Origin of the sequence: Ectopseudomonas alcaliphila (assembly GCF_900101755.1) — a bacterium.
GTDB classification, from domain to species: Bacteria; Pseudomonadota; Gammaproteobacteria; order Pseudomonadales; family Pseudomonadaceae; genus Aquipseudomonas; species Aquipseudomonas alcaliphila.
The window spans coordinates 149,349-171,322 of the sequence record NZ_FNAE01000006.1 but is presented as its reverse complement, the minus strand read 5'-3'; the positions used below and the strand labels follow the sequence as shown (position 1 = coordinate 171,322).

Annotated in this window: 19 protein-coding genes; 9 read left to right on the top strand and 10 right to left on the bottom strand. The window is 62.3% G+C overall.

All coding sequences use genetic code 11. The features are described from left to right. Window positions 1–125: 125 nt before the first annotated feature. From BLR77_RS25195 to BLR77_RS18480, 5 genes are all read right to left on the bottom strand, one after another. A complete protein-coding gene (locus BLR77_RS25195; protein ID WP_139203040.1) occupies window positions 126–530 on the bottom strand; it encodes a hypothetical protein in 405 nt (134 codons plus the stop codon). 95 nt (window positions 531–625) lie between these two features. Beyond that, entirely contained in the window at window positions 626–949 is a 324-nt protein-coding gene (locus BLR77_RS18495; protein WP_074680556.1) for a hypothetical protein, read from the bottom strand. A 287-nt stretch (window positions 950–1,236) separates the two neighbouring features. Further along, window positions 1,237–1,887 (bottom strand): response regulator transcription factor, encoded by a 651-nt coding sequence (locus tag BLR77_RS18490; RefSeq protein WP_074680554.1) that lies wholly within the window; start codon window positions 1,885–1,887, stop codon window positions 1,237–1,239. After that, window positions 1,884–3,149, bottom strand: coding sequence for a HAMP domain-containing sensor histidine kinase (locus BLR77_RS18485; protein WP_074680552.1), 1,266 nt, complete (start codon window positions 3,147–3,149; stop codon window positions 1,884–1,886). Before BLR77_RS18485 ends, BLR77_RS18490 begins: the two co-directional genes overlap by 4 nt. Window positions 3,150–3,162: 13 nt before the next feature. After that, entirely contained in the window at window positions 3,163–3,600 is a 438-nt protein-coding gene (locus BLR77_RS18480) for a cupredoxin domain-containing protein (RefSeq protein WP_074680550.1), read from the bottom strand. A gap of 246 nt (window positions 3,601–3,846) precedes the next feature. Here BLR77_RS18480 and BLR77_RS18475 point away from each other — a divergent pair, with 246 nt between their 5' ends. From BLR77_RS18475 to BLR77_RS18445, 7 genes are all read left to right on the top strand, one after another. Next, window positions 3,847–5,028, top strand: a complete 1,182-nt coding sequence (locus tag BLR77_RS18475) for an ABC transporter substrate-binding protein (protein WP_074680548.1) — start codon at window positions 3,847–3,849, stop codon at window positions 5,026–5,028. A gap of 214 nt (window positions 5,029–5,242) precedes the next feature. After that, window positions 5,243–6,208 carry a YVTN family beta-propeller repeat protein gene (locus tag BLR77_RS18470; protein WP_074680546.1) on the top strand — a complete coding sequence of 322 codons (966 nt, stop codon included), beginning with the start codon at window positions 5,243–5,245 and terminating at the stop codon, window positions 6,206–6,208. Beyond that, window positions 6,205–7,029 (top strand): ABC transporter ATP-binding protein, encoded by an 825-nt coding sequence (locus tag BLR77_RS18465; RefSeq protein ID WP_074680544.1) that lies wholly within the window; start codon window positions 6,205–6,207, stop codon window positions 7,027–7,029. The genes BLR77_RS18470 and BLR77_RS18465 overlap by 4 nt, the downstream gene beginning before the upstream one ends. After that, a complete protein-coding gene (locus BLR77_RS18460; protein ID WP_074680542.1) occupies window positions 7,026–7,817 on the top strand; it encodes an ABC transporter permease in 792 nt (263 codons plus the stop codon). Before BLR77_RS18465 ends, BLR77_RS18460 begins: the two co-directional genes overlap by 4 nt. A gap of 358 nt (window positions 7,818–8,175) precedes the next feature. Further along, the gene (locus BLR77_RS18455) at window positions 8,176–8,751 is read left to right on the top strand and encodes a PQQ-dependent catabolism-associated CXXCW motif protein (protein WP_074680540.1); all 576 of its coding nucleotides are present in this window, start codon (window positions 8,176–8,178) and stop codon (window positions 8,749–8,751) included. Window positions 8,752–8,774: 23 nt separating this feature from the next. After that, window positions 8,775–9,440 (top strand): response regulator transcription factor, encoded by a 666-nt coding sequence (locus BLR77_RS18450; RefSeq protein WP_074680538.1) that lies wholly within the window; start codon window positions 8,775–8,777, stop codon window positions 9,438–9,440. 203 nt (window positions 9,441–9,643) lie between these two features. Then, window positions 9,644–10,063, top strand: a complete 420-nt coding sequence (locus BLR77_RS18445) for a GNAT family acetyltransferase (RefSeq protein ID WP_074680536.1) — start codon at window positions 9,644–9,646, stop codon at window positions 10,061–10,063. A gap of 256 nt (window positions 10,064–10,319) precedes the next feature. Here the strand turns inward: BLR77_RS18445 and nahK are convergent, their stop codons facing one another. The 4 genes from nahK to pqqF all read right to left on the bottom strand — a co-directional run bounded on the left by nahK (window position 10,320) and on the right by pqqF (window position 18,320). Then, window positions 10,320–12,962, bottom strand: coding sequence for a hybrid sensor histidine kinase/response regulator NahK/ErcS' (nahK, locus tag BLR77_RS18440; protein ID WP_162275019.1), 2,643 nt, complete (start codon window positions 12,960–12,962; stop codon window positions 10,320–10,322). Then, a complete protein-coding gene (gene nosP, locus BLR77_RS18435; protein ID WP_074680532.1) occupies window positions 12,892–14,055 on the bottom strand; it encodes a nitric oxide-sensing protein NosP in 1,164 nt (387 codons plus the stop codon). Before nosP ends, nahK begins: the two co-directional genes overlap by 71 nt. 368 nt (window positions 14,056–14,423) lie before the next feature. After that, complete coding sequence (locus BLR77_RS18430; RefSeq protein ID WP_074680530.1) at window positions 14,424–15,608, bottom strand: porin; 1,185 nt, start codon at window positions 15,606–15,608, stop codon at window positions 14,424–14,426. A 321-nt stretch (window positions 15,609–15,929) separates the two neighbouring features. Then, window positions 15,930–18,320, bottom strand: a complete 2,391-nt coding sequence (pqqF, locus tag BLR77_RS18425) for a pyrroloquinoline quinone biosynthesis protein PqqF (RefSeq protein WP_074680528.1) — start codon at window positions 18,318–18,320, stop codon at window positions 15,930–15,932. A 1,462-nt stretch (window positions 18,321–19,782) separates the two neighbouring features. On the opposite strand from pqqF, the gene BLR77_RS18420 reads away from it, so the two are divergent. Both BLR77_RS18420 and BLR77_RS18415 read left to right on the top strand, forming a co-directional pair. Next, window positions 19,783–20,514 carry a Crp/Fnr family transcriptional regulator gene (locus tag BLR77_RS18420; RefSeq protein WP_074680526.1) on the top strand — a complete coding sequence of 244 codons (732 nt, stop codon included), beginning with the start codon at window positions 19,783–19,785 and terminating at the stop codon, window positions 20,512–20,514. 121 nt (window positions 20,515–20,635) lie between these two features. Further along, a complete protein-coding gene (locus BLR77_RS18415) occupies window positions 20,636–21,361 on the top strand; it encodes a Crp/Fnr family transcriptional regulator (RefSeq protein ID WP_074680524.1) in 726 nt (241 codons plus the stop codon). Between the two features lie 87 nt (window positions 21,362–21,448). Here the strand turns inward: BLR77_RS18415 and BLR77_RS25190 are convergent, their stop codons facing one another. Next, on the bottom strand, window positions 21,449–21,883 hold the full coding sequence (locus BLR77_RS25190; RefSeq protein ID WP_139203039.1) for a hypothetical protein: 435 nt from the start codon (window positions 21,881–21,883) through the stop codon (window positions 21,449–21,451). Window positions 21,884–21,974 lie beyond the last annotated feature (91 nt).

The window sequence follows — 21,974 nt, the reverse complement described above, 5'->3', positions numbered from 1 at the left end:
TTTACTGCCCACACGCTCCGTATGGGAGCCATGCCTGCGACGCTCTACATCTCCAGCGATTTCATCCACCATTGCCAGGGTCAACGTCCAGGCTACTTGCCATATAAGCTGCTAGGGCGCTACGATTACTGCTTTCGTTCTGTAGCTTTAGCGATTGCATGTGTTGAGAGTCCTACTGCTAGGCCGAAAATAATGAATAGAAGTCCTGAAGCTCTGTCGCTAAAAAAGTAAATGGCGATACCTGGTGCGGCACCTATGAGGGCTGATAGCAGGAAGGATGCGCGCCCACACAGACGTGTTAATGAGTACATCGGAGCGCCATACATCAATGCCGGGATAAAGCCCGCCATAATGACAAATATTGAAAAGAAAACCCCTATCCCATAGCCGGATTTAATTCCGCTTATAGTTACACCGCCGTGTATTTGTTCGGCAACCCCCATAATGACTGACATTATGATGGAACCTAAAAAAAGCCCCCCAGCGCTATATGCCATGGAGCGTATTATGTCGGTGATGATTTTATCCATGGCGACTCTAACGTTTGGTGAAGGGGCGGCTTTAGCAAGTCCCAGTAAGCGCAGCGAACGATTTGAACCAGTTGCTAGCTGATATATACCGAAACTCAAATAAGCTTATATTCCAATAGCGCATTTTCCCAGAGCATACCCTTGTGCGCTCGGAAATAGCCACTCAGTATTTCGGTTACTGCTTGTGTATTTAAATTATTGCTTTCAATAGCTGAAATTAACTGATTGGTGTTCGTGATCTCTATTCCCATGATCCTAATTTCAGGTTCGCAGCAGCCATAACCATCGTAAGAAATTCGCACCAAGTATAGTTTGCCGGTTTCGTTTATTTGAAAATCAGCAAATACGGCGTCATCTTGCAAGGCAAGGCAATACTTGCATGGGCGCGTTGACATTGGCTCGAATATTCGGATGTCCATGTTCTTTGCCTGTGCAGCTAACAGTGATTAGATCGCCGGCCATGCTAGTCCAATCGCAGAGAAGGCGGTATAACTCCCCACACTTGCCACCAAGAACAACAAATAACCAATATAAAATCAATAGGTTGCAGGCATCCCAAGCAGGCGAATGTATTCGCTTGACCTCCTATGTTCGCTTGCGAGCACCGCTTTGCCAGCGAAAAGTCCATCTGTGTGGGCGTATAAGGCTAGCAGCAATAGGGTCGGCCTTTCCGCTTATGCACCGCGACAACATACATCGCCCCCCCTCAAGCACTCGCCCCACCCACCCGAACCACCCCACTATCAATCGCCAAATGTACCAGCTCCGCCTGCGAGGCGATCTGCAGTTTGTTCTTCACCAGGGTCTGGTAGTTGGACAGGGTCTTGGCGCTGATGCACAGCTTCTCGGCGATCTGCCGGGGTGGCAGGCCACGAGCGAGCATGACGAAGATTTCGAACTCGCGCTGGGTCAGTTCGCGCAGGCGTGGGTCGAGGCCGTCGCTGCTTGCGGGGTTGCAGGCCAGTTGGGTGGCCAGTTGCTGCTCGATATAGGCGTGACCGGCGGCGGTGCGTTTGACCGCCTCCACCAGCACTTCCGGTGACGAGTTCTTGGTCAGGTAGCCGATGGCGCCGGCGTCCAGTGCCTGGCGTACCAGGGGCAGTTCGTCGTGCATGCTGAAGAACAGCACGCGCAGTTGCGGCAGGCGCTGGCGCAGGCGGCGAGTGGTTTCCAGGCCGCTGATACCGGGCAGGCCGATATCCATGATCACCAGGTTGGGGATCTCTTCCTGCACCCGCTGCAACGCCTGTTCGCCGTCGCAGGCCTCGCGCAATTGCACGCCCGGCAACAGGGCGCGCAGCAGGCTGGCGTAGCCCTGGCGCACCACGGCGTGGTCATCTACCAGCAAAATCTTCATGACGTTGCCTCCAGGGGAATGTTCAAGCACAGCGCCCAGCCAGCTTGCGGGCGACTGTGCAGGCGCAGCTCGCCACCGAGGCTGCGGCTGCGTTCGCGCATCGAGCGCAGGCCGATGCCGGGGCGCAGCGGTAGCGCGGTGCCCTGGCCGTTATCGCGCACCAGCAGGCGCAGGCCATGGCCACGGCGTTGCAGGCGAATGCGTACTTCGCTGGCATCGGCATGGCGGGCGACGTTGGTCAGCGCCTCCTGCACCAGGCGATAGAGATGGGCCTTGCTCGCCAGCGGCAGGTTCGGCAGTCGCTCGCCCAGTTGCAGGCGGCAGCGAATGCCTTGTGCCTGCTGCCAGTCGGCGGCCAGTTGCTGCAACGCCGGGCCCAGTTCCAGACGCTCCAGTACCACCGGGTAGAGGTCGCGGATCAGGCTGCGAAAGCCCTGCTGCAGGCGCTCACAGTTGTCGTCGAGCAGGCGCGCGGTTTCCTGCACCTGCTGCGGCCGGTCGGCGATCACCTTGAGCAGGCAGGCCTGGGCACGAATGCCGCTGAGGTATTGCCCCAGATCGTCATGCAGGGTCTGACCGAGGCGCGTGCGCTCGCGCTCCTGCAGCTCCAGCAACGCCTGGGTCAGCTCGGCGTTGTCCGCCTGCACCTGCTGCAGGGTGATGGCCATCTCGTTGAAATGCCCGGCCAGGCGCTTGGCCTCGGCCAGACCGTGGTCGCGCAAACGGGTATCGAAGTGGCCGGCACCGACTTCGCGCAGGCCGGCGAGCAGCTCGTCCAGCACGCGCCGAGCCCGGTGCACGGCAAAGCGAATGGTCAGCAGGCTGAGGATCAGGGCGAAGGCGCTGAGCAGCAGCAGTTGCAGCAGCGAGTCCTGGATTTCCTCGATCTCGTCATAGGGATCGAGGGCGATGCGCAGCTCGCGGCCATCCTCCAGCGGCCAGGCATCGGCCACCAGTGACGCCGAGCCCAGCAGACGTTCGGCGATCCAGTGTTCGATGGTGCTTTCGGTTTGCTGCTCGGGCTCTTCGCCCGGGCGCAGCCAACTCACGCGGATATGCCGCAGGTTCTCGGTCAGTTCCGGGCGCAGGCTGCCGGGATTGCTGCGTGCCACTTCACCGAGGTATTCCACCACCGCTTCGGCGGCCTGCAGCTCGCGCTGCACATCGTGGCTGGCCTGGCGCAACAGCAGCGCCAGTCCGGCCAGAGTCACCAGCACGAACAGCAGGCTGACACCGAGGTTGATGCGGCCGAGGGCAGTCATCTACTTGAGCACGCTACTTGACCACGAAATGACCGAGCATGCCCTTGCCTTCCAGGCCCTTGGCGTAGAAGCGGAATTTGCCCGGTTTGACCGGCAGGAAGAAGATCTCCGCCTCGCCGGCGTCCTCGAATTCCAGCTCGGTGAGGGTGACGGCCTTGATCTCCACGCCGCCGGCCTCGACCTTGCGCAGGTAGATGGAGGTGGCGAACTCCGGCGCCTGGAAGGCGTATTCCTTCTGTCCGCTGGAAATGATCTTGAGCTGGTAGGCCTGGCCTGTTTCCAACTGATACTCGGTCTGCGACATGGAGTAGTCGCTGTCGTCGTTACCCAGCACCAGGTCGGGCAGCGCAACCGGGCGGCGGGTCATATCACCGGCGGCGTGCAACTGGTCGACGCCGAGCAGGCTGAGGATCAGCAGCAGCGGCAGCATGAGGGCCTTGAGAATACGCATGGCGTTCACCTGTTCTTGTTATCGGACGTTGCCTGCCATGCTAGGAAGTAACGGCCTGCGCCGGGTTACTACCTTGGTACTGACGCCCTGGTACTTTGGGCAGATTTCCCGGCGCGCAGCTGCGCCACCCAACCCTTTGCGACTGAACGAACTACTACCTTCGTACGTGTCCGGCGCTACCTTGGGCATATTTCCCGAGCCGTAAGCGCTTCCTATGCTGGCGACACCCTCTGCAGGAGTCGCCCCATGCACCGGATCAGTTGCCGCCTGTTGTTCTGCCTCGCCGCCGCGTTCGGTGTGGCAGCTGGCGCCAGCGCGGACGAACTGCAGGTGCGCATCGGCTACCTGGCGCATCTGCCGCCGCGCGGGCCGCTGCTCTCCAACGTCATCCCCGAACCCACAGACGCTGGCCGCCGTGGCGCCGAGCTGGCGATCACCGACAGCAACAGCACCGGGCGCTTTCTCAAGCAGCAATTCGCCTTGCAGAGCGCCGAGAGCGACCAGGCTGACGAACTGCTTGCCGCCGCCGAACGCCAATACCAGGCCGGTATCCGTCTGTTCGTGATCAACGCCCCGGCCGAGACACTGCGCCAGCTCAGCGAGCGCCTGCCGGACAGCCTGCTGTTCAATGCCGGCAGTGCCGACGACGGCCTGCGCCGCGAGCAATGCCTGGGCAACGTGCTGCACACCCTGCCCAGCCGCGCCATGCTGGCCGACGCCCTGGCGCAGTTTCTCGCCGTGCGCAAATGGACGCGCTGGCTGCTGGTGACTGGCACCACCGAGGATGACATCGCCTACGCCGAGGCGCTCAAGCGCGCCGCGAAACGCTTCGGCCACAAGATCGTCGCCGAGAAACCGTGGAGTTTCGACAACGACCAACGGCGCAGCGCCCAGGCGGAAATGCCGCTGTTCACCCAGGCCAGCGAGTACGACGTGGTGCTGGCGGCCGACGAGCGCGGTGATTTCGGCGAGTACCTGCCCTACAACACCTGGCTGCCGCGCCCGGTAGCCGGCACACAGGGGCTGACCCCGACTGCCTGGCACAAGACGGTAGAAACCTTCGGCGCCGCGCAGCTGCAGAAACGCTTCGAGGCGCTGGCCGGGCGCTGGATGAACGACCGCGACTTCGCCGCCTGGATGGCCGTGCGCAGCATCGCCACAGCCGTGACTAGGCTGCGCGCCGCCGAGCCGCAGGCGATTCGCAACCTGGCGCTGTCCGCCGACCTGCCGCTGGACGGTTTCAAGGGCCGCAAGCTGAGCTTCCGCCCGTGGAACGGCGAGCTGCGTCAGCCGATTCCGCTGGTACACCCGCGCGCGCTGGTCAGCACCTCGCCGCAGGATGGTTTTCTCCACCCCAGCAACGAGATGGACAGCCTCGGCTACGACCGGCCAGAGGTGAGCTGTGATCTGGCGGGTATGCCTCTGTAGGAGCCGGCTTGCCGGCGATCATCGCAAGGTATCGCCCGCAAGCGGGCTCCTACAGAGAAAGAGAGGCACTGCGCGCGGCGACAACCCTCTCCCCCAACCCCTCTCCCATAAATGGGAGAGGGGAGCAAATGCGTACGACTTTGAACCGAACTGCCCCAACTTCCGCGGTAAGCAGCGAAAACCGCCAAGCAATAACAACAAGAGGATCAACCCCATGCGCCTGACCCGTCTCGCCTGCGCCGTCGCCTTCGGCCTGGCCTGTCACTCGGCCCTTGCCGCCACTGCCTACGTGTCCAACGAGAAGGATGACAGCATCAGCGTCATCGACCTCGACAGCCTCGAAGTCACCGCCACCCTGGACGTCGGCATGCGCCCGCGTGGGCTGCTGCTGTCCTCCGACAACAAGCTTTTGTACATCTGCGCCAGCGACTCGGACCGGGTGCAGGTGATGGACCTGGCCACACGCAAGATCATCAAGGAGCTGCCTTCCGGCGCCGATCCCGAGCAGTTCGCCCTGCACCCCAACGACCGCTGGCTGTACATCTCCAACGAGGACGATGCCCTGGTCACCGTGGTCGACACCCAGAGCGACGAGGTGCTGGCGCAGATCGAAGTGGGCGTGGAGCCCGAAGGCATGGCGGTGAGCCCGGACGGCAAGTGGGCGGTCAACACCAGCGAGACCACCAACATGCTGCACTGGATCGACACCAGCACTCAGCAACTGGTGGACAACACCCTGGTCGACCAGCGCCCGCGCCACGTCGAGTTCGAGAAGGACGGCAAGCGCCTGTGGGCCTCCGCCGAGATCGGCGGCACGGTGACGGTGCTGGATGTGGACTCGCGCCAGGTGCTCAAGGTGCTCAACTTCGCCATCAAGGGCGTGCACCCGGACAAGGTGCAGCCGGTGGGGGTCAAACTTTCGGAAGACGGCAAGTACGCCTTCGTCGCCCTCGGCCCGGCCAACCATGTGGCCGTGGTGGACGCCAAGACCTTCGAGACTCTCGACTACCTGCTGGTGGGCCGGCGCGTCTGGCACATGGCGTTCACCCCGGATCAGAAGCGCCTGCTGACCACCAACGGCGTCAGCGGCGATGTGTCGGTGATCGACGTCGATACGCTCAAGGTGACCAAGTCGATCAAGGTCGGTCGCTACCCCTGGGGCGTGGTGGTGACGCCATGAATGCGCTTCAGGTGAGCGGCGTCGGCTTCGCCTATGGCGCGCGCCAGGCCCTCAACGACCTGGCCTTCGAGCTGGCGCCGGGTCGTTTCGGTGCCCTGCTCGGCCCCAACGGCGCCGGCAAGTCCACCCTGATCGCCCTGCTCACCCGCCTGTACGACTTGCAGCAGGGCGACATCCGTATCTTCGGCCACAGCCTGCGCGACGAGCCGCGCCAGGCGCTGCGCCAGCTGGGTGTGGTGTTCCAGCAGAGCACGCTGGATCTCGACCTGTCGGTGCAGCAGAACCTCGCCTACCACGCCGCGCTGCACGGCATGCCGCGTCGCCAGGCGCAGGCGCGTATCGACGAGGAGCTGCTGCGCCAGGATCTTGCCGAACGTCGCCACGACAAGGTGCGCACGCTCAATGGCGGCCACCGTCGCCGCGTGGAGATCGCCCGCGCCCTGCTCCACCAGCCGCGCCTGTTGCTGCTCGACGAGGCCAGCGCCGGGCTCGACCCGGCCAGCCGCCTGGCGCTGGGCCGGCATGTGCGCAACCTGTGCCGCGAGCAGGGGCTGTGCGTGCTGTGGACGACCCACCTGCTGGACGAGATCGAGTCCAGTGACGACCTGTTGATCCTGCATCGTGCCGAGCGCGTGGCCTGGGGCAAGGCCAGCCAGTTCGGCGACGACCTGGCCATCAGCTTCGCCCGCCTGACCGGCGACGAGGCGCTGGGCCGTGGCCATGTGCGTGAGGCGTTGCGGCCGCGACGTGATGACGACAGCGACAATACCGAAACAGCCTCGGTGCGCACGGCGCACCCTACGCAAGGTGTCCGCCCATGACCGCCTACTGGGAGTGCCTGCGCGGCATCGTCCTGCGCGAATGGCTGCGCTTCGTCCTGCAGCGCTCGCGCTTTCTCAGCGCCCTGGTGCGCCCGCTGCTGTGGCTGCTGGTATTTGCCGCCGGCTTTCGCGCCGCGCTGGGCATCGCCATCATCGAGCCGTACGACACCTACATCACCTACGACACTTACATCGTGCCCGGTCTGGCCTGCATGATCCTGCTGTTCAACGGCATGCAGGGCTCGCTGTCGATGGTCTACGACCGCGAAATGGGCAGCATGCGCGTGCTGCTCACCAGCCCGCTGCCACGCGCCTTCCTGCTGGCGGCCAAGCTGCTGGCCACGGCGCTGATCTCGCTGCTGCAGGTCTATGCCTTTCTCGCCATCGCCTGGGTCTACGGCGTGCAACCGCCGGCATGGGGCCTGCTCGCCGCACTGCCGGCGCTGCTGCTGGTGGCGCTGCTGCTCAGCGCACTGGGCTTGCTGCTGTCCAACGGCATACGGCAACTGGAGAACTTCGCCGGGGTGATGAATTTCGTCATCTTCCCCATGTTCTTCCTGTCGTCGGCGTTGTACCCGCTGTGGAAGATGCGCGAGTCCAGCGAATGGCTGTACTGGCTGTGTGCGGTCAACCCCTTCACCCACGCCGTGGAGCTGGTGCGCAACGCGCTGTATCTGCGCCTGCATGTCGAGGCGCTGCTGATCTGTACCGGCCTCACCATGCTGCTGACGCTGCTCGCCGTGGCCAGCTTCAATCCGCAACACGCGGCGCTGCGCAAGGCGGGCTGAGGCCGGCGCTGCGCTGATCGTTCCTCACGCTCCGCGTGGGAATGGCTCTACGTCCGCTGCCGAAGGCAGGCCAGATCCGTAGGGCGGGTGCAACCCGCCAATAGCGCGGCGGCGGGTTGCACCCGCCCTACGAACTCAACCTGTAGGAGCCCCGCCCCGGGGCGAAGCTTTTCGATCCAGGTCGATTTCGCGGCGCAGCCATTCGCCGCGGGGCGCGGCTGCTACTCACGCAGCATCCGGCTGCTGGCCAGCCCGGCCTTTCTACTACTTTGGTACTGGTTTTCCTCTCCAACGTAGAATTCCCAAGCCTGCGACCATGGCCTGTAATACCGCCACAACAATAAGTAGAGACCTCGCCATGAAGTACCGTCTGCCTTTGCAAGCAGGCCTGATGCTCGCCTCCCTGCTGGTGGTGTACATCGTGCACGCCGAAGAACTGTTCGATGCCGAGGGCTATCGCAGCAGTCAGTACCGCAGCCCCACACCATCCAGCCTGGAAGGCGTGCAGATCGTCGACACGCCTGCCCTGAAGAAGCTGCTGGCCGAACGACCTGGCACACGCCTGATCGACGTTTATCGCCGCCCTTTCGTGCAGGATCGCTTCGTCGAGGACGCACCCCACGCCAACCTGCCCGGCAGCCTGTGGCTGGCCAACGCCGGTGACGGCAATCTGGGCATTCCGTGGCAACGCTACTTCGCGCACTACCTGGATCAGGCAAGCCAGGGCGATATGCACCAAGCCTTCGTCTTCTACTGCCGCTCCGACTGCTGGCTGAGCTGGAACGCCGCACGCCGCGCCCATGCCATGGGCTATCGCCAGATCTACTGGTACCGTGACGGCGTCGATGCCTGGGAGCAGGCCGGTCTGCCGCTGGTGCCCGCCCAACCTGCCGAATTGCCTGCTGCTTTTCTCACGCCCACCGCCACACCATAATCACAACAACGAGGTGCAAGGCCATGTACAAGATTCTGATTGCCGACGACCATCCGCTGTTTCGTGAAGCCATCCACAACGTCATCGCCGACGGTTTTCCCGGCAGCGAGATCATGGAGACCGCCGATCTGGACAGCGCCCTGGCGCTGACCCAGGAGCACGACGACCTGGACCTGATCCTGCTCGATCTGAACATGCCCGGCATGCATGGCCTGGGCGGCTTGATGAACCTGCGCAACGAGGCGCCGACCATTCCGGTGGTGATCGTTTCTGCCGAACAGGACAAGCAGATCGTGCTGCAGGCCATCACCTATGGCGCGGTGGGCTTCATCACCAAGTCCTCGCCGCGGGCGCAGATGACCGACGCCATCGCGCAGATTCTCGACGGCAACGTCTACCTGCCGCCGGACATCATCCGCTCGCAGAAGAGCGGCAGCTCGCGCCAGCACCACGACAACCACAGCATCGCCCCGGAACTGCTGCAGGCCCTGACGCGCAAGCAACTGCTGGTGCTCGAGCGTATGACCAAGGGCGAATCGAACAAGCAGATCGCCTACAGCCTGGATATCGCCGAAACCACGGTAAAAGCCCACGTCTCGGCCATTCTGCGCAAGCTCAACGTGCATAACCGAGTGCAGGCGATTCTCTCGGCTGGCGATATCGATTTCGCCTCCTACCTGCGTCGCTAGCACCCGATAGGTTGGCCGTCATTCCCGCGCAGGCGGGACAGCGGCTCCATCGCTGAACAGCGCTTGCGCTGGCCCGCAGGGGAATAAGCCAGAAACCGAGAAGCACCTGGGCTCCCGCCTTCGCGGGAGTGACGGACGAGGTTTGCCCTGACTCCCGTCACCAACCCGTGCTAAAACGGCGGCCTCACCGACTGGAGCCCACCATGCACATCCGCCCCTTCCAGCTCTGCGACGAAGCCGCCGTCGTCGACCTCTGGCAACGCTGCGACCTGACCCGCCCCTGGAACGATCCGCACAAGGACATCCAGCGCAAGCTGCAGGTGCAACCCGAGCTGTTTCTGGTCGGTGAGATCGACGGCAGGCTGGTGGCCTCGGCCATGGCCGGCTATGAAGGGCATCGTGGTTGGGTCAACTACCTGGCGGTGTGCCCGGAGCAACGCCAGCAAGGCCTGGCGCGCCAGCTGATGGCGCATATCGAAGAGAAACTGCTGGCCCTGGGCTGCCCCAAGCTCAGCCTGCAGGTGCGTGATACCAACGCCGCGGCATTGGCCTTCTACGAGCGGCTTGGCTACAAGGTCGATGCCTCGGTAAGCCTGGGCAAGCGCCTGATTGCGGATGATTGAAAGCGCGCCGGCGTCGTAGGGTGGATCACGCTGGACCGATCCACCGCTACGGTGGATGTAAAAAGCGACATCCACCCTACAATTCCTGCGTCCCGCTCGCCAAGGCGAACCGTAGCCCGGATGCAATCCGGGGCCGAACGGCATGATCGCTCCCAGATTGCATCCGGGCTACGGGCTAGCTTCCTACGGAATCGAGGCCGCCTGCGCAGTTGGCGCCATGCGAGTGCATCGTAGGGTGCGCCGTGCGCACCGGGGTTCAAACCCCGGCCCCACGCTCCATCAAATGACTCATCGCCGCCTTCAGCTTCATCGGTCGCACCGGCTTATGCAGCAGGCTGTGGCCGAGCTCGCGCATTTGCTGCTTGAGCTCGTTGCTGTAGTTGGCGGTGATCATCAGCGCCGGTAGCGGCGTGCTGCGCCGGGCATTGATCTGCGCCACGGCGTCGACACCATTGCGCTCGTCGTCGAGGTGGTAGTCGGCGATCAGCAGGTCGGCCTCGGCGTGGTAGTTGTCCACTTGGCGCGCCAGGTCTTCCTCGCTTAATGCCGTGACCACCCGGCAGCCCCAGCCTTCGAGCAGGGTGCGCATGCCGGCGCAGATCGCCGCGTCGTTATCCAGCACCCACACCCGCGCGCCGCTCAGGCGTTCGAGCAACAGATCCGGGCTGTCCTGCACCCTGCGCACGCGCGGCGCGCGGCGGGTCAGCGGCACTTCCACGGCGAACATCGAGCCCTTGCCCTGCTGCGACGCCACGCGGATGCGATGACCGAGCATGCCGGCGATCTTGTCGACGATCGCCAGGCCCAGACCCAGACCGCGATCCTGCTTGCGCTGCACGTTATCGCCGCGTTTGAACTCCTGGAAAATCTCGCCGAGCTTGTCCTGGGCGATGCCGATGCCGGTGTCCCAGACCTCGATGGACAGGCTGTTGCCGCGCCGCCGGCAACCGAGCAGGATGCGCCCGCCAGCGGTGTAGCGAATGGCGTTGCTGAGGAAATTGCGCAGGATGCGCGCCAGCAGTTGCACGTCGCTGCGCACCAGGGCCGAGCTCGGCAGGTAATCCAGGCGCAGGCCTTCGCTACGGGCGATCTGGTGATACTCGGCGGCCAGGTTCTCCAGCAGCTCGCTGACGGCGAACGGGGCGATATCCGGCTTGATCACCCCGGCATCGAGCTTGGAGATGTCCACCAGGGTGCCGAGCAGACTTTCCACGTCTTCCAGCGAGTTGCTGACGTTGCGCACCAGCGGCGCGCAGCCGGACAGGTCGTTCTTCTCCAGCAAGGCGCTGGTGAACAGCCGCGCGGCATTCAATGGCTGCAGCAGGTCATGGCTGACGGCGGCGAGGAACTTGGTCTTGGACAGGTTGGCCTGTTCGGCCTCGCCCTTGGCCTCGCGCAGGCGTGCCTCCATCTGCGTGCGCTCGTCGATCTCGCGGCGTAGCTGCTCGTTCACCGTGGTCAGCTCGGCGGTGCGTTCGCGCACCCGCTGCTCCAGGTGTTGATAGGCCTGGTGCAGTGCCTCGGCAGTGCGGCGGCGCTCGGTGATATCGCGGATCAGCACGAAGATGCCGACCACCTCGCCGCTGGCCTGGCGGTTGGGCACGTAGGAGCGCAGCATGTAGCGCTCCTGGCCGTTGTGGTTGGTTTCAGCGAATTCGAAGGTCACGCTTTCGCCGGACAGCGCCAGCTCGACGTAGGGCTCCAGACGCCGGCAATGCTCCTCGCTGTGAACTTCGCGCAGGCTCTGACCGAGCATGGCGCCACGCGGCCAGCAGTACCATTCCTCGTAGACCTTGTTGGTGAACTCGTAGACCAGATCGGCCGACAGGTAGGCGATCAGCGCCGGCACGTGGTCGGTGATCAGCCGGATCCAGCGCTCGCTGTCGCTCAGCGCCTGGGCCTGGCGATGGCGCTCGGTGATATCGGTGAAGGTGTTGACGAAACCGCCGGTGGGCAGCGGATGGGTGCGCACTTCCAGCATGCGCCCGTCGAACAGACGTACCTCGACCTGGCGCAGCGATTTGCCGCCGGCATCGCGGCTGTCCGGGGTCAGCGGCTCCAGCTCGCTTTCGGCCATGACTTCGGCGAACGGCCGGTGGGCGTTGATCGGCGCCAGGCCGCAGAGTTCGAGAAAGCGGTGGTTCCACAGTTCCAGCGCACCCTCGGCGTTGACCATGGCCATGCCCTGCGACAGGTTGTCGACCGCGCGCTGCAGCAGGCGCGACTTCTGCGCCAGGGCCTGCTCGCGGCGCAACGCCTCGCTTTGCTTGACCTCGGTGATATCGGTGTAGAGGATCACCAGCCCGCCTTCGCGGGTCGGGCGTTCACTGACCTGCACCCAGCGCCCGTCCTGCAGGCGGAACAGGCTCGGCTCGCCCTCCTTGCCCAACTGCGCCTCCACCACCAGGCCGGTGCTGCGACTCAGGCGCTTGATCTCCTCCAGCCGGGTGCCGGTGCCGATACGCGCCCGGCTGCGCGCCCACAATGCCTTGAAACGGCTGTTGAACAGCACGATGCGCTGGCGGTCGTCGAACAGCACGAAGGCGTCGGAGATGCTCTCGATGGCATCGATCAGGTGCTGGTGCGCGGTCTCGGCGCGCAGCCGCGCGTCGCTGAGCAGCTGGTTGCTGGATTTCAGCTCGGCCATCGCCTGGTTCAGCGCGTCGGTGCGCTCGCGCACCTGCTCGGACAGCACCACCGAATGCTGAAAGGCCGCGTAGGCATCATCGCCACGTGAATGGATCGACTCCACCCGTTCGATCAGCGCCGCGTTGATGCGCTTGAGCTTGGCGTTCTCCAGCTCCAGCGCCGTGCAGCGTGGCTGCAGCTCAGCGTTCGCCACGCCCAGCAGGTCGGCCAATGGCGACACCGGTGAAGGTCTGGTTGATGTGCATGCCATTGAACTGCTCTCCGTAGGTGTTGAAGCCGATCACCCGCTGCTGGCGCAGCAGTGTGGCAACCGACTCGACGCCGCCATCGTTCTCGATCTCCAGGCGGCGCAGAAAGCAGTCGCAGCCGATGGTCAGCAGCAGCGGCCCGAGGCGCTGCTCCAGCCCGGCGAACAGCTGCTGCAGGTTGGGCAACAGCGGGCCCGGACGCATGGCGGTAAGGACGATGCCGTTCTCCACCGCGCAGTAGAAGGTCAGGCTGAGGTCGTCATGCACCTGCTGGATCGAGCGCACGTAATAGTGATCGCTGATGCGCACCGCCAGCGGATAGGCGGCGAACGCGCGCAGATCCAGGGCCTCGACCGGCACACCGATCAGATCGGCATATTCCTGCGCGGCCGGCGCGGCATTGAGTTCGTACACTCGACGCATGGCACTGTCGGCACGGGTCACCACCAGCTTCTCCGCACTGGGCTGGATGTGATGAGTGCTGAACACCTCGAACTCCAGCCAGGTGTTGAACAGCACCACCACCGCCGCGCCGCTGTGAAAGCGTCCGCCGTGATAGACGTGGGTGTGGGTCAGGTGGTTGTCGTCGCCGGCCGAACCGCCGAAGTGCGGAATGCTGCCCAGTGCTGCGCTGAGCGCGCCGAGCACCAGCTCTTCGCGGCTGGAAAGTCCGTCGAGCAGGGTCAGGGCGAAGCTGTGGCCCTTGATCGAGGCCAGCTCGTTGCTGCGACAGTCCTTGACCAGGCCATCGACCAGGTGCTGCGCGTCGAGCAGATTGAAGCGCTCCATCTCGTCGATCAGCACGCTGGCGATGGAGAAGCAGCGCAGGTCGAAACCCAGCGCCACCACACAGCCACGGTCATAGCCCTGCGGGGTGATCTCGCCAGCGCTGGTGCACCCCACCAGGCTGACGCCACCGAAGTGCGCCTCCAGCGCCTGGCCGAGCCCGTCGAGGTCGTATTCCGCCGAGCAGAAGAACAGCACGAACCCGAGATAGGGATGGATCAGCTGGCGCGCCAGTTCCTGGGCTGCCAACTCGACCTCCTTCGTGCTGGATACGGCGCGAAGCACGCCTTCCGACTGTTGCAAGGCCATAAGACGCCCCAATACACCTGCTGATCCTGGGGAAATTCTACGAAGCTGGCGCGGCCCACCCCATGCTACTTGAGTACTGGGTAGTAGATCCGTAGGGCGTACTCGCGAAGCAGTACGCGACGCACGCCACCACCCTGGTCACGCCATACATGGGTCGACAACCCGCTGCAATTCAATAGGTAGGGCGGGTGCAACCCGCCAACGGGGAAACGGCGGGTTGCACCCGCCCTACAAACTGGTGCGCATGGCGCACCCTACCTGGGACGGCACCGCGCTTGTGTAGGGTCGGCGTAAGTAGCCCAGGAAGCCATAGAACAAAAAAAAGACCGGGCAGAGGTCGCCCCCTGCCCGGCCTTGTGCAACGGTGATTACCAGCTGACCACGGCACCGACGGCGAAGGTGTCGGTGTCCTCGTTCAGACCGCTGCCGGCGGCGGCATCGATCTGGTACTGGTTGTACTCGGCGACCAGCTTGAGGTTGTCATTGATGGTGCGGAAATAGGCGATGCCGCGGGTCTCGTAGTCCGCCGCCACGCCCAGACCGTTGCCGTCGTCCTCGGTCTTGCCGTAGGACAGCGCCACGCGGTTCTTGCCCCAGGTGTAGGAGCCCTGCAGCAGATAGCCGTCGCTGTCGATGTCACGCAGGGTCGGCTCACCCAGGTTGTTGGTGAAGAAGGGGTTGATGCCCTTGGCCTGGAAGCCCGAGCCGGTCAGCGACAGGCCGCCGAACTTGGCCTGTACGCCATAGCCGAGGCCCTTGGAGGTGACCTTGTCGACGGTGTCGTCGGTGTTCTCGGAGGTCTGGTAGGCGCCGTTGACCCAGGTGTAGATGGTCGAGCCGCCAAGATCGAACTGGTAGCTGACTTCCGATTCGAAGCGCGGATTTTCCTGGTAGGCCTTGCCGGTGGCGCTGTCGTCGTTGGTGTCGACCGGGTCCATGATGCCGACCGCAACGCGCAGGCCTTCGGCCAGGTTGTTGTTGCGGTAGGTGATCTGCGAGGTCGGGAACGGGTACGGGTAGCCAGTGCCGATGTTGCCGAAGGAGACGCCGGTGCCGTCCACCAGGCCAAGGGTGTCGGACACGTTGCCGTAACCGGCCAGCAGCTCGTCGAGAAAGATGTTGGAACGCGAGAACAGACCGAAATCCTTGCCTACCAGCACCTCGCCCCATTCCGGGCTGGAGACGGTGCCGTAGAACTGACGCACGTCGATGGCGGTGTCGGTGCCGTTGGTTTCGCTGTCGTTGATGGTGACCCAGAAGGACGAGCGCCCGGTGAGTTTCAGGTCGTCGATCTGCTTGCCGAAGTTGAAGCCGATCCAGTTGGGCAGAAAGCCCATCTTCACTCGCGACTGACGACGGTCGAACTGCTCGCCATCACGGTCCACGTCGCTGTTGACATAGAAGGCGTTGATATAGCCGTCGGTGGAAAACGTGGTGTCGTCCTTGTCATACAGGACGATCTCGGCGGCGGCCTGCTGTGCGGTCGCCAGAGCGACGGCGGCAGCCAGGGTCAGGGGCAGAAATCGAGTGATGGCGATCTTTTTGTTGTGCATAACGCTCTCCGCTTGAGTGGCGACCGCCAGGGCAGTCGTGTCGGAGGCGATTATCGAAAGCGCGTCATGCCCGCCATACGCTGCCTTGGCAGCGATTCGCTGCTGCTTTGGCCGGGCGCTACCAGGCCGCTCCCGCCGGCTCACGACCGGTCTCCTACCGGTAGCGGGAGAAAGGTCGTAGTCCCTGGCCAGCCCTTGGGCGTAGAAGCGCAATTACGCGTCGCGCAGAAGTTGTGAAGAAGGAATACCGAAAGACGCCCACTGCAGAACGCCAGGCCGTTCCGGGCCGGTTTCATGGAGATGCGTGGGAAGCAGCGCTGCCTAGACGGGCGCCGGCGCTCCGCTGGCCAATACTCGCCAATCGCGGACAAGCAGCAACTGCTCATGCGCCCGCAGCAGATCGCTCGCGGACAGTGCCTTCAATGCCTGCTGCACCCGCCGCGGATGCACCTCGGGCAAGCCGGCCAGATACAGCTGCCACAGCTGCTCGGCGCGAGCCAGATTGGCCCTGGCCGGGCTCAACGCGGATTGCAGCGCATCACGACAACTCGACAGCGCCGCGTCGTCCAGCGCTTCGAGCACCTGACGCTGCTCCTCAAGAAAGGCGCGGATATGGGCGAAGATTCCAGCCGCATCGCATACCGGCGACTGCAGGGCGAACAGCAACCCCCTGCTGCCCTGCACCTGACGAAAGCCGGCGAACAAGGCGTAGCCCAGTTGCAGCTCGCCGCGCAGCCGCTGATAAAAACGACCCTGCAGTAGCTGCCCGAGAAGACGCCAGGCTGCCTCGGCATGGGCATCGCCAGCAGGCAGCGGGCAGAACAGCAGCAGCGCCGCATCCGTGCCTGGCTGCGCGAGCTGGTGCCAGTCGATCCCTGTCCTGGCACCTGGCGCTAGCGGCAGATCCGCCAGCGGTTCGACCGCCGTGCACAACTCGGCGAGTTGCGCCTGCTCCCGCTCGCCCAGGCCGACGCTCAGCCCTTGCAGACTCGATGCAGCGGGCAGCTCGCACAGCTGAGGCAAGCGCTGCAGCAGCATCCGCAACAGCATGCCCTGCGATAAGGGCTCGGCCGGCTCGCTTACCGGCGCCAACAACAACAGCAGCAGTTGCGCGCTGAAAGTCGGCAGCAGCGCCGCAGGCCCCTGCAATGCCAGGGTCCAGCCAGAGGCGTGCACGCTCAGCTGGCTGCCGATGCCAAGCCGCTCACCGCGCCAACGCAGATCGGCGCTGCGTGCCAGCAGAGCGGCTTCGATGGCAGTCAGGTCGCCTGCACTTGAACAGGGGCCGCGCCAGTAAAGCGCGGCCGGCCCGCCTTCGGCCTGCCCCGGACAATGTCGCAGCGCAGCCACCGGCAGAACGGCTGATACAGGGGCGCGACGTTCCAGCAAGGGCTCATCGCTGGACAGTCGCCACTGGTGTTTCAGAACTGGTGCAAGCGCTTGCGCCGGCAAGGCCTGCAACGGCAAATCCAGCCCTATTGCAGGCCACTTGGGCTGTGGCTGTTCGCTGCACTGCAGCACTATCAACCCATCACCTTGTGCCAATTGCCCCAGCAGAGCGGTCAGAGCATCCAGGGTGTTGTCGTCCTTCTGCGGCGGCGTTTGCAGGCGCTGGGCCAGGCCCAAAGGGCTGAGCCCGAGCAGCCGCAGCGCTGCCGCCTGCTGATAGTGCCGCAGGCGCAGCGGCCAATCTGGATGGCCCTGCAACTGCGCGGCCCAGCTCTGCAGGGCCGCGCGCAAGGCCGCGCCCTGCTCCGCCGTGGCGCCAGGAAAGTCCAAACGCAGCAGGCATTGCCCCTGGTGCTGATACAGCACCCGCGCCTGCAACTGCCGACACAGCTGCAGTTCACGCAAGCCGGCCAGCAGGCCGCCAGGCGCGGGGTCATGCAGGGCATCGAGCAAGAGCGCCAATGGCACGTCCAACTCGCTGGCATCGAGCTGTGCGGCAAACCCCAGGTGCACAGCCGGGCGGTTCTGTTGCAGGCACAAGCGAGACGCGCGCAGCGGCAGCAGATCGGCCGCCGGTTCCGACTCGGCTGCGGGCTCTCCAGCCGCCAGTTGCCCCAGCAGCGCACCGGCCATCTCCAGCAGTTGCTCGGCCGGTTGCGGCCCCACCAGGGTCAGGTGCATATGCCCGGCCTGGTAGTGACGCTGGTGATAATCGCGCAGCGCCCGCTGAAACGCCGGAGACTCCACAACCAGCGTGCTGCGATCGCCCGCCAGGAACTCGCCGCAGCGATGCCCGGCTGCCAGAGCCTGGCCCAGGGCGTGATCGATGCGGCTGGTGGCATCCTGACTACGCGCCTGGTATTCGGCATCCAGCACTTCGCGCTCGCGCAACTGCGCCTCGATCGCCAACAGCGGCTGGCAGAGCATATCCAGCAGACGCGCCAGCGCTGGCTGCAGCAGCTCGGCCGGCACCTCGCAGACGAAGTCGGTATGCCGCGCCTGGGTCGAGGCATTGACCATGCCGCCATGGCGCTGGACGAAGGCCATCAAGCCCTGATCACTCGGGTAATGCCGACTACCAAGAAACAGCAGATGCTCGAGAAAGTGCGCCAGGCCAGGGTAGGCCTGCGGCTCATCATGACTGCCCGCGGCCACCCGCAAGCACAACCCCACCTGCTGCGCCCACGGCTGTTGCTGCGCACACAGCTGCGCGCCATTAGCCAGGCGCCGAACAGGGGCAGAAAGTGGAGTTTGCAGGGTCATCGAGGGTTCTCGGGGCAGCGTACCGTCCAGCTTCGACAACGCACCCGCGCCGGACAATGCTGCCTTCGGCTGGTCAAAACGCGCCTTTGGTCGTAAACGCACTGCACGCAGAAACGAAAACGCCCCGCCGCCGGCCTGAGGCCAGTGTCGGGGCATCGTTTGGCAGACGTCAACTGCGGCAGTCGTCGATCATGCTCTTGAGCGCGCTATCGCCACCAATACCGAGCGCAACCAACAGGAACAGAACCCGCGTCAACAGCATGTTGATGTGGCTCAAGCCTTGCCCCGGCATCCAGGCCGCGCCACAGAGAGAACGCTGCCCGGTAGGTGACGGCGAAGATGAAAGCAAGTGCATTCGACCTCACCTCTTTTGGCTGCGTCGACACTGACACCCTCAACAACCTTTCAACTTGCGCATCCGCCACAGCCTGGCCCAGCGGGTTTCATGCAGAGGTTTATTTACGTAAGTTGGCAATGGGCGCAACGAGGACTGGTCAAGCATGCCAATCAGACCACCTTCGTTGCCAGCAGATGCAAGGTCGTACCTTATCGTCCTAATCAACTCGGCAATAGGACAGGTATGTTCGAAAACACGCTCCAGCCTACGACCTTTATGCGTGACAGTAATTAAGAGACTCCCGTCAGGCCGGATCTTGGATTGAGTCATGCAGCCATCAAAAAAAACCTCGGCGTCCTTTGATATCGTTTTCACCTTTACCTCCTTGTGCCATAGATTAACGTGGAAGTTAATACACCTGCACATATCGCCATACCGAATGACACGACACGGCATTGGCACTACCCGACGCAATAATCCAGGTAGAAACCCCATAAATTGAACGAACACATTGGAATACGATCTTAGCAGCATGAGACGGCCTGTCTGTGCGACAGCGAACACAGAGAGAAGTACATCCTTTGTAAGCCACTGAGTGGCGCTGAGCCTAGTACAAGAGCAAAAGACTACGGCACATCAACGCCCGACACTCATCGCAACAAGTGCATAAGTTCTGCCCCGAGAACAACCACTCACTATCTAAAAAAGGACATGCACCTGGACATTCTACGCCCGCAATCATTAACCGCAGAGATAGACAATAAGCAGGCAGCAGGGAAACGTATAAGCAGCAAACTCTGAAAAACATCAATCAGCCGAGACACTTCCAAATAGACAATCAACACCCCTGCCTACATAACGCACTTACGACACACAAGACAGTCGCTCACGCAATGTAAACCTGGCCTTGCACTCCAACCGATCTGGCCGATCGCCTTGATAGCACACAGCCACCCAGCGCCATTCCTGTGACATCACCGGCTCAGGCCATTTCAAGCGCCATAAAAATAGTGGTCAAGCATTTCAATAGGCTTGCTTTGGGCGCATGCTGCGTACGCTACCGAACAGAAGCCTGTTTCGAAAGGTGTAATCTTTACATTTGCGCAGCCTAATCGGGAGAGGAATATGAGCGACACAGTCAGGCCTGAAAACAATTATCTGCTGGCTGCATTACCTGCGGACGTTAGAGAGCGCCTCTATCCACAACTGGAAAAAATAGCCTTGCCGCTTGGCAAGGTTCTCTACGAATCCGGTGAGACACTGCGCCACGTCTATTTTCCAACGGACTCCATAATCTCCCTGCTTTATGTAATGGAAAATGGATCTTCGGCCGAGATTTCAGTGGTGGGCAACGAAGGACTTGTTGGCGTCGCCTTGTTCATGGGCGGCGAAAGCACGCCCAGCCGCGCAATTGTCCAGAGTGCCGGACATGCCTATCGCTTACCTGGACGAAAATTAAAGGACGAATTCAATCGTCACGGCGAGCTTCAAGTACTGATGCTTCGTTACACCCAGGCACTTATCACGCAGATGGCCCAGACCGCTGTCTGCAACCGCCATCATCAGATCGACCAGCAGCTATGCCGCTGGTTACTCCTGTCAATGGACCGACTGCCGAACAATAAACTCACCATGACCCAGGAACTGATCGCCAATATGCTGGGCGTGCGTCGAGAAGGTGTTACCGAAGCCGCTGGAAAGCTCCAGCGACTGGGCGTCATCGAATACAGCCGCGGCCATATAACCGTACTGGACAGGCATAAACTCGAACAGCTGAGTTGCGAATGTTATGCCGTGGTCAAACGGGAAACGGACCGGCTGCTGCCCTATTTACCACGAGACACGCTGAAGGAATAAAAATCTTGCCCTGCGTGCTATAACGAACTGAAATCAACGGCATCTTGACAGACTATATGAACGGGACTGCATAGCACCCTTCCCCTACCGCCAAAGGCCTCATCGTGCTGCGGACATATAGATGCCCTCTTCTCTTCTCCTTACCGAAAGAAACAGACTACTCTGCGCGCTCCCCCAGCATGAGCGCCAGCGACTCTTATTGAGCGGCGAAACAGTCGCCATGCACGTGGGTGAAGTTCTATTCGAAGCCTATCAGCCCATCCGCCATCTCTACTTCCCCCTGAGCGGATTCATCTCGCACAGCTATCACTCAAGTGATCGTCGTTCAATTGAGCTAGGGCTAACAGGCTATGAGGGTATGCTGGGAGCTACTGTAATACTCGGGGTAGATACAGCCCCTGCCAATGCAGTAGTGAAAGCGGACGGCGAAGCGCTTCGCATAGACATCAGGCATATGCAACAGCTCGCGCTTACCTGCCCGACATTACTGAGCATCATCAAGCGCTATTTATATGTCCTCCTGGCGCAACTGATGTGCAATGCCACTTGTGGTCACTATCATGGCGTAGAGCATCGCCTGGCGCGCTGGCTGCTGACGGTTCAAGACTGCGTTCAGTCCGAGCATTTGCAGCTGACACATAGCGATCTGGCTGGGATGCTGGGCGTCCGTCGTAGCGCTATTAGCATTGCGGCGGGCCTGCTGAAGACCCGCCATCTGGTTCAATATAAACGTGGCCATATCACGATAATAAATCGCCAGGCTCTTGAACGGGAAACGTGCAAGTGCTACTCCATCCTGAAATCTGAATACGCACGCCAGCTTGAACACATTGAAAACAGCGAATAAGTCAATACAATTTTCCGCCATCCGCCGCATTCATTGGCACGCTCATGGCGCATATGATTTCAGCCACACTGCAAACATGAAACGTTCTCACAGTCTTAGCCGTGGCGCCGTGCTTATCACTCTTATGGGCTGACGAATTACATGTTCATCACCAACCGTCGCACAGCACGCGGAAGAAGATTCCATATAAACACCACGCAAATCTTCACCATAAAACGCCACGCCTTTATCTAAAGCCTGGCGCACTTCAGCACTGACAAAGTGTTGCCCCCGCGCCGCAGGAAAATACCAGATATCGCTTGAAGCGAGTGTAACGCTGAAGCCCAGCGCGATCACCAGTACGCTCTCTTTTGCAGTCTTGATCCAGCAACTGGAAGGGCCTGATACCTGCAGCGCGCACAACGAAACCCACACGCCCCCCAGAGCAACTGCGCAGCCACTGATAGTCACCCGGCGAAGCTTCAGGCTTGCTGGCTCTCGCACAGCACCCTCTTGCTCAGCATGTGCGCTTGAGTGCTTCATTCCGGCTCGCACCTATTCACCAGGCAGCTCGAAACAGATCCGCCGTGCGGCGAGTTGCCTTCAGAATTGACTTCAACTTCTGATTGGAGCA

Coding starts and splice junctions, on each gene's coding strand:
- BLR77_RS25195 (WP_139203040.1), bottom strand. CDS start 530: ATGGATAAAATCATCACCGACATAATACGCTCCATGGCATATAGCGCT.
- BLR77_RS18495 (WP_074680556.1), bottom strand. CDS start 949: ATGGACATCCGAATATTCGAGCCAATGTCAACGCGCCCATGCAAGTAT.
- BLR77_RS18490 (WP_074680554.1), bottom strand. CDS start 1,887: ATGAAGATTTTGCTGGTAGATGACCACGCCGTGGTGCGCCAGGGCTAC.
- BLR77_RS18485 (WP_074680552.1), bottom strand. CDS start 3,149: ATGACTGCCCTCGGCCGCATCAACCTCGGTGTCAGCCTGCTGTTCGTG.
- BLR77_RS18480 (WP_074680550.1), bottom strand. CDS start 3,600: ATGCGTATTCTCAAGGCCCTCATGCTGCCGCTGCTGCTGATCCTCAGC.
- BLR77_RS18475 (WP_074680548.1), top strand. CDS start 3,847: ATGCACCGGATCAGTTGCCGCCTGTTGTTCTGCCTCGCCGCCGCGTTC.
- BLR77_RS18470 (WP_074680546.1), top strand. CDS start 5,243: ATGCGCCTGACCCGTCTCGCCTGCGCCGTCGCCTTCGGCCTGGCCTGT.
- BLR77_RS18465 (WP_074680544.1), top strand. CDS start 6,205: ATGAATGCGCTTCAGGTGAGCGGCGTCGGCTTCGCCTATGGCGCGCGC.
- BLR77_RS18460 (WP_074680542.1), top strand. CDS start 7,026: ATGACCGCCTACTGGGAGTGCCTGCGCGGCATCGTCCTGCGCGAATGG.
- BLR77_RS18455 (WP_074680540.1), top strand. CDS start 8,176: ATGAAGTACCGTCTGCCTTTGCAAGCAGGCCTGATGCTCGCCTCCCTG.
- BLR77_RS18450 (WP_074680538.1), top strand. CDS start 8,775: ATGTACAAGATTCTGATTGCCGACGACCATCCGCTGTTTCGTGAAGCC.
- BLR77_RS18445 (WP_074680536.1), top strand. CDS start 9,644: ATGCACATCCGCCCCTTCCAGCTCTGCGACGAAGCCGCCGTCGTCGAC.
- nahK (WP_162275019.1), bottom strand. CDS start 12,962: ATGGCATGCACATCAACCAGACCTTCACCGGTGTCGCCATTGGCCGAC.
- nosP (WP_074680532.1), bottom strand. CDS start 14,055: ATGGCCTTGCAACAGTCGGAAGGCGTGCTTCGCGCCGTATCCAGCACG.
- BLR77_RS18430 (WP_074680530.1), bottom strand. CDS start 15,608: ATGCACAACAAAAAGATCGCCATCACTCGATTTCTGCCCCTGACCCTG.
- pqqF (WP_074680528.1), bottom strand. CDS start 18,320: ATGACCCTGCAAACTCCACTTTCTGCCCCTGTTCGGCGCCTGGCTAAT.
- BLR77_RS18420 (WP_074680526.1), top strand. CDS start 19,783: ATGAGCGACACAGTCAGGCCTGAAAACAATTATCTGCTGGCTGCATTA.
- BLR77_RS18415 (WP_074680524.1), top strand. CDS start 20,636: ATGCCCTCTTCTCTTCTCCTTACCGAAAGAAACAGACTACTCTGCGCG.
- BLR77_RS25190 (WP_139203039.1), bottom strand. CDS start 21,883: ATGAAGCACTCAAGCGCACATGCTGAGCAAGAGGGTGCTGTGCGAGAG.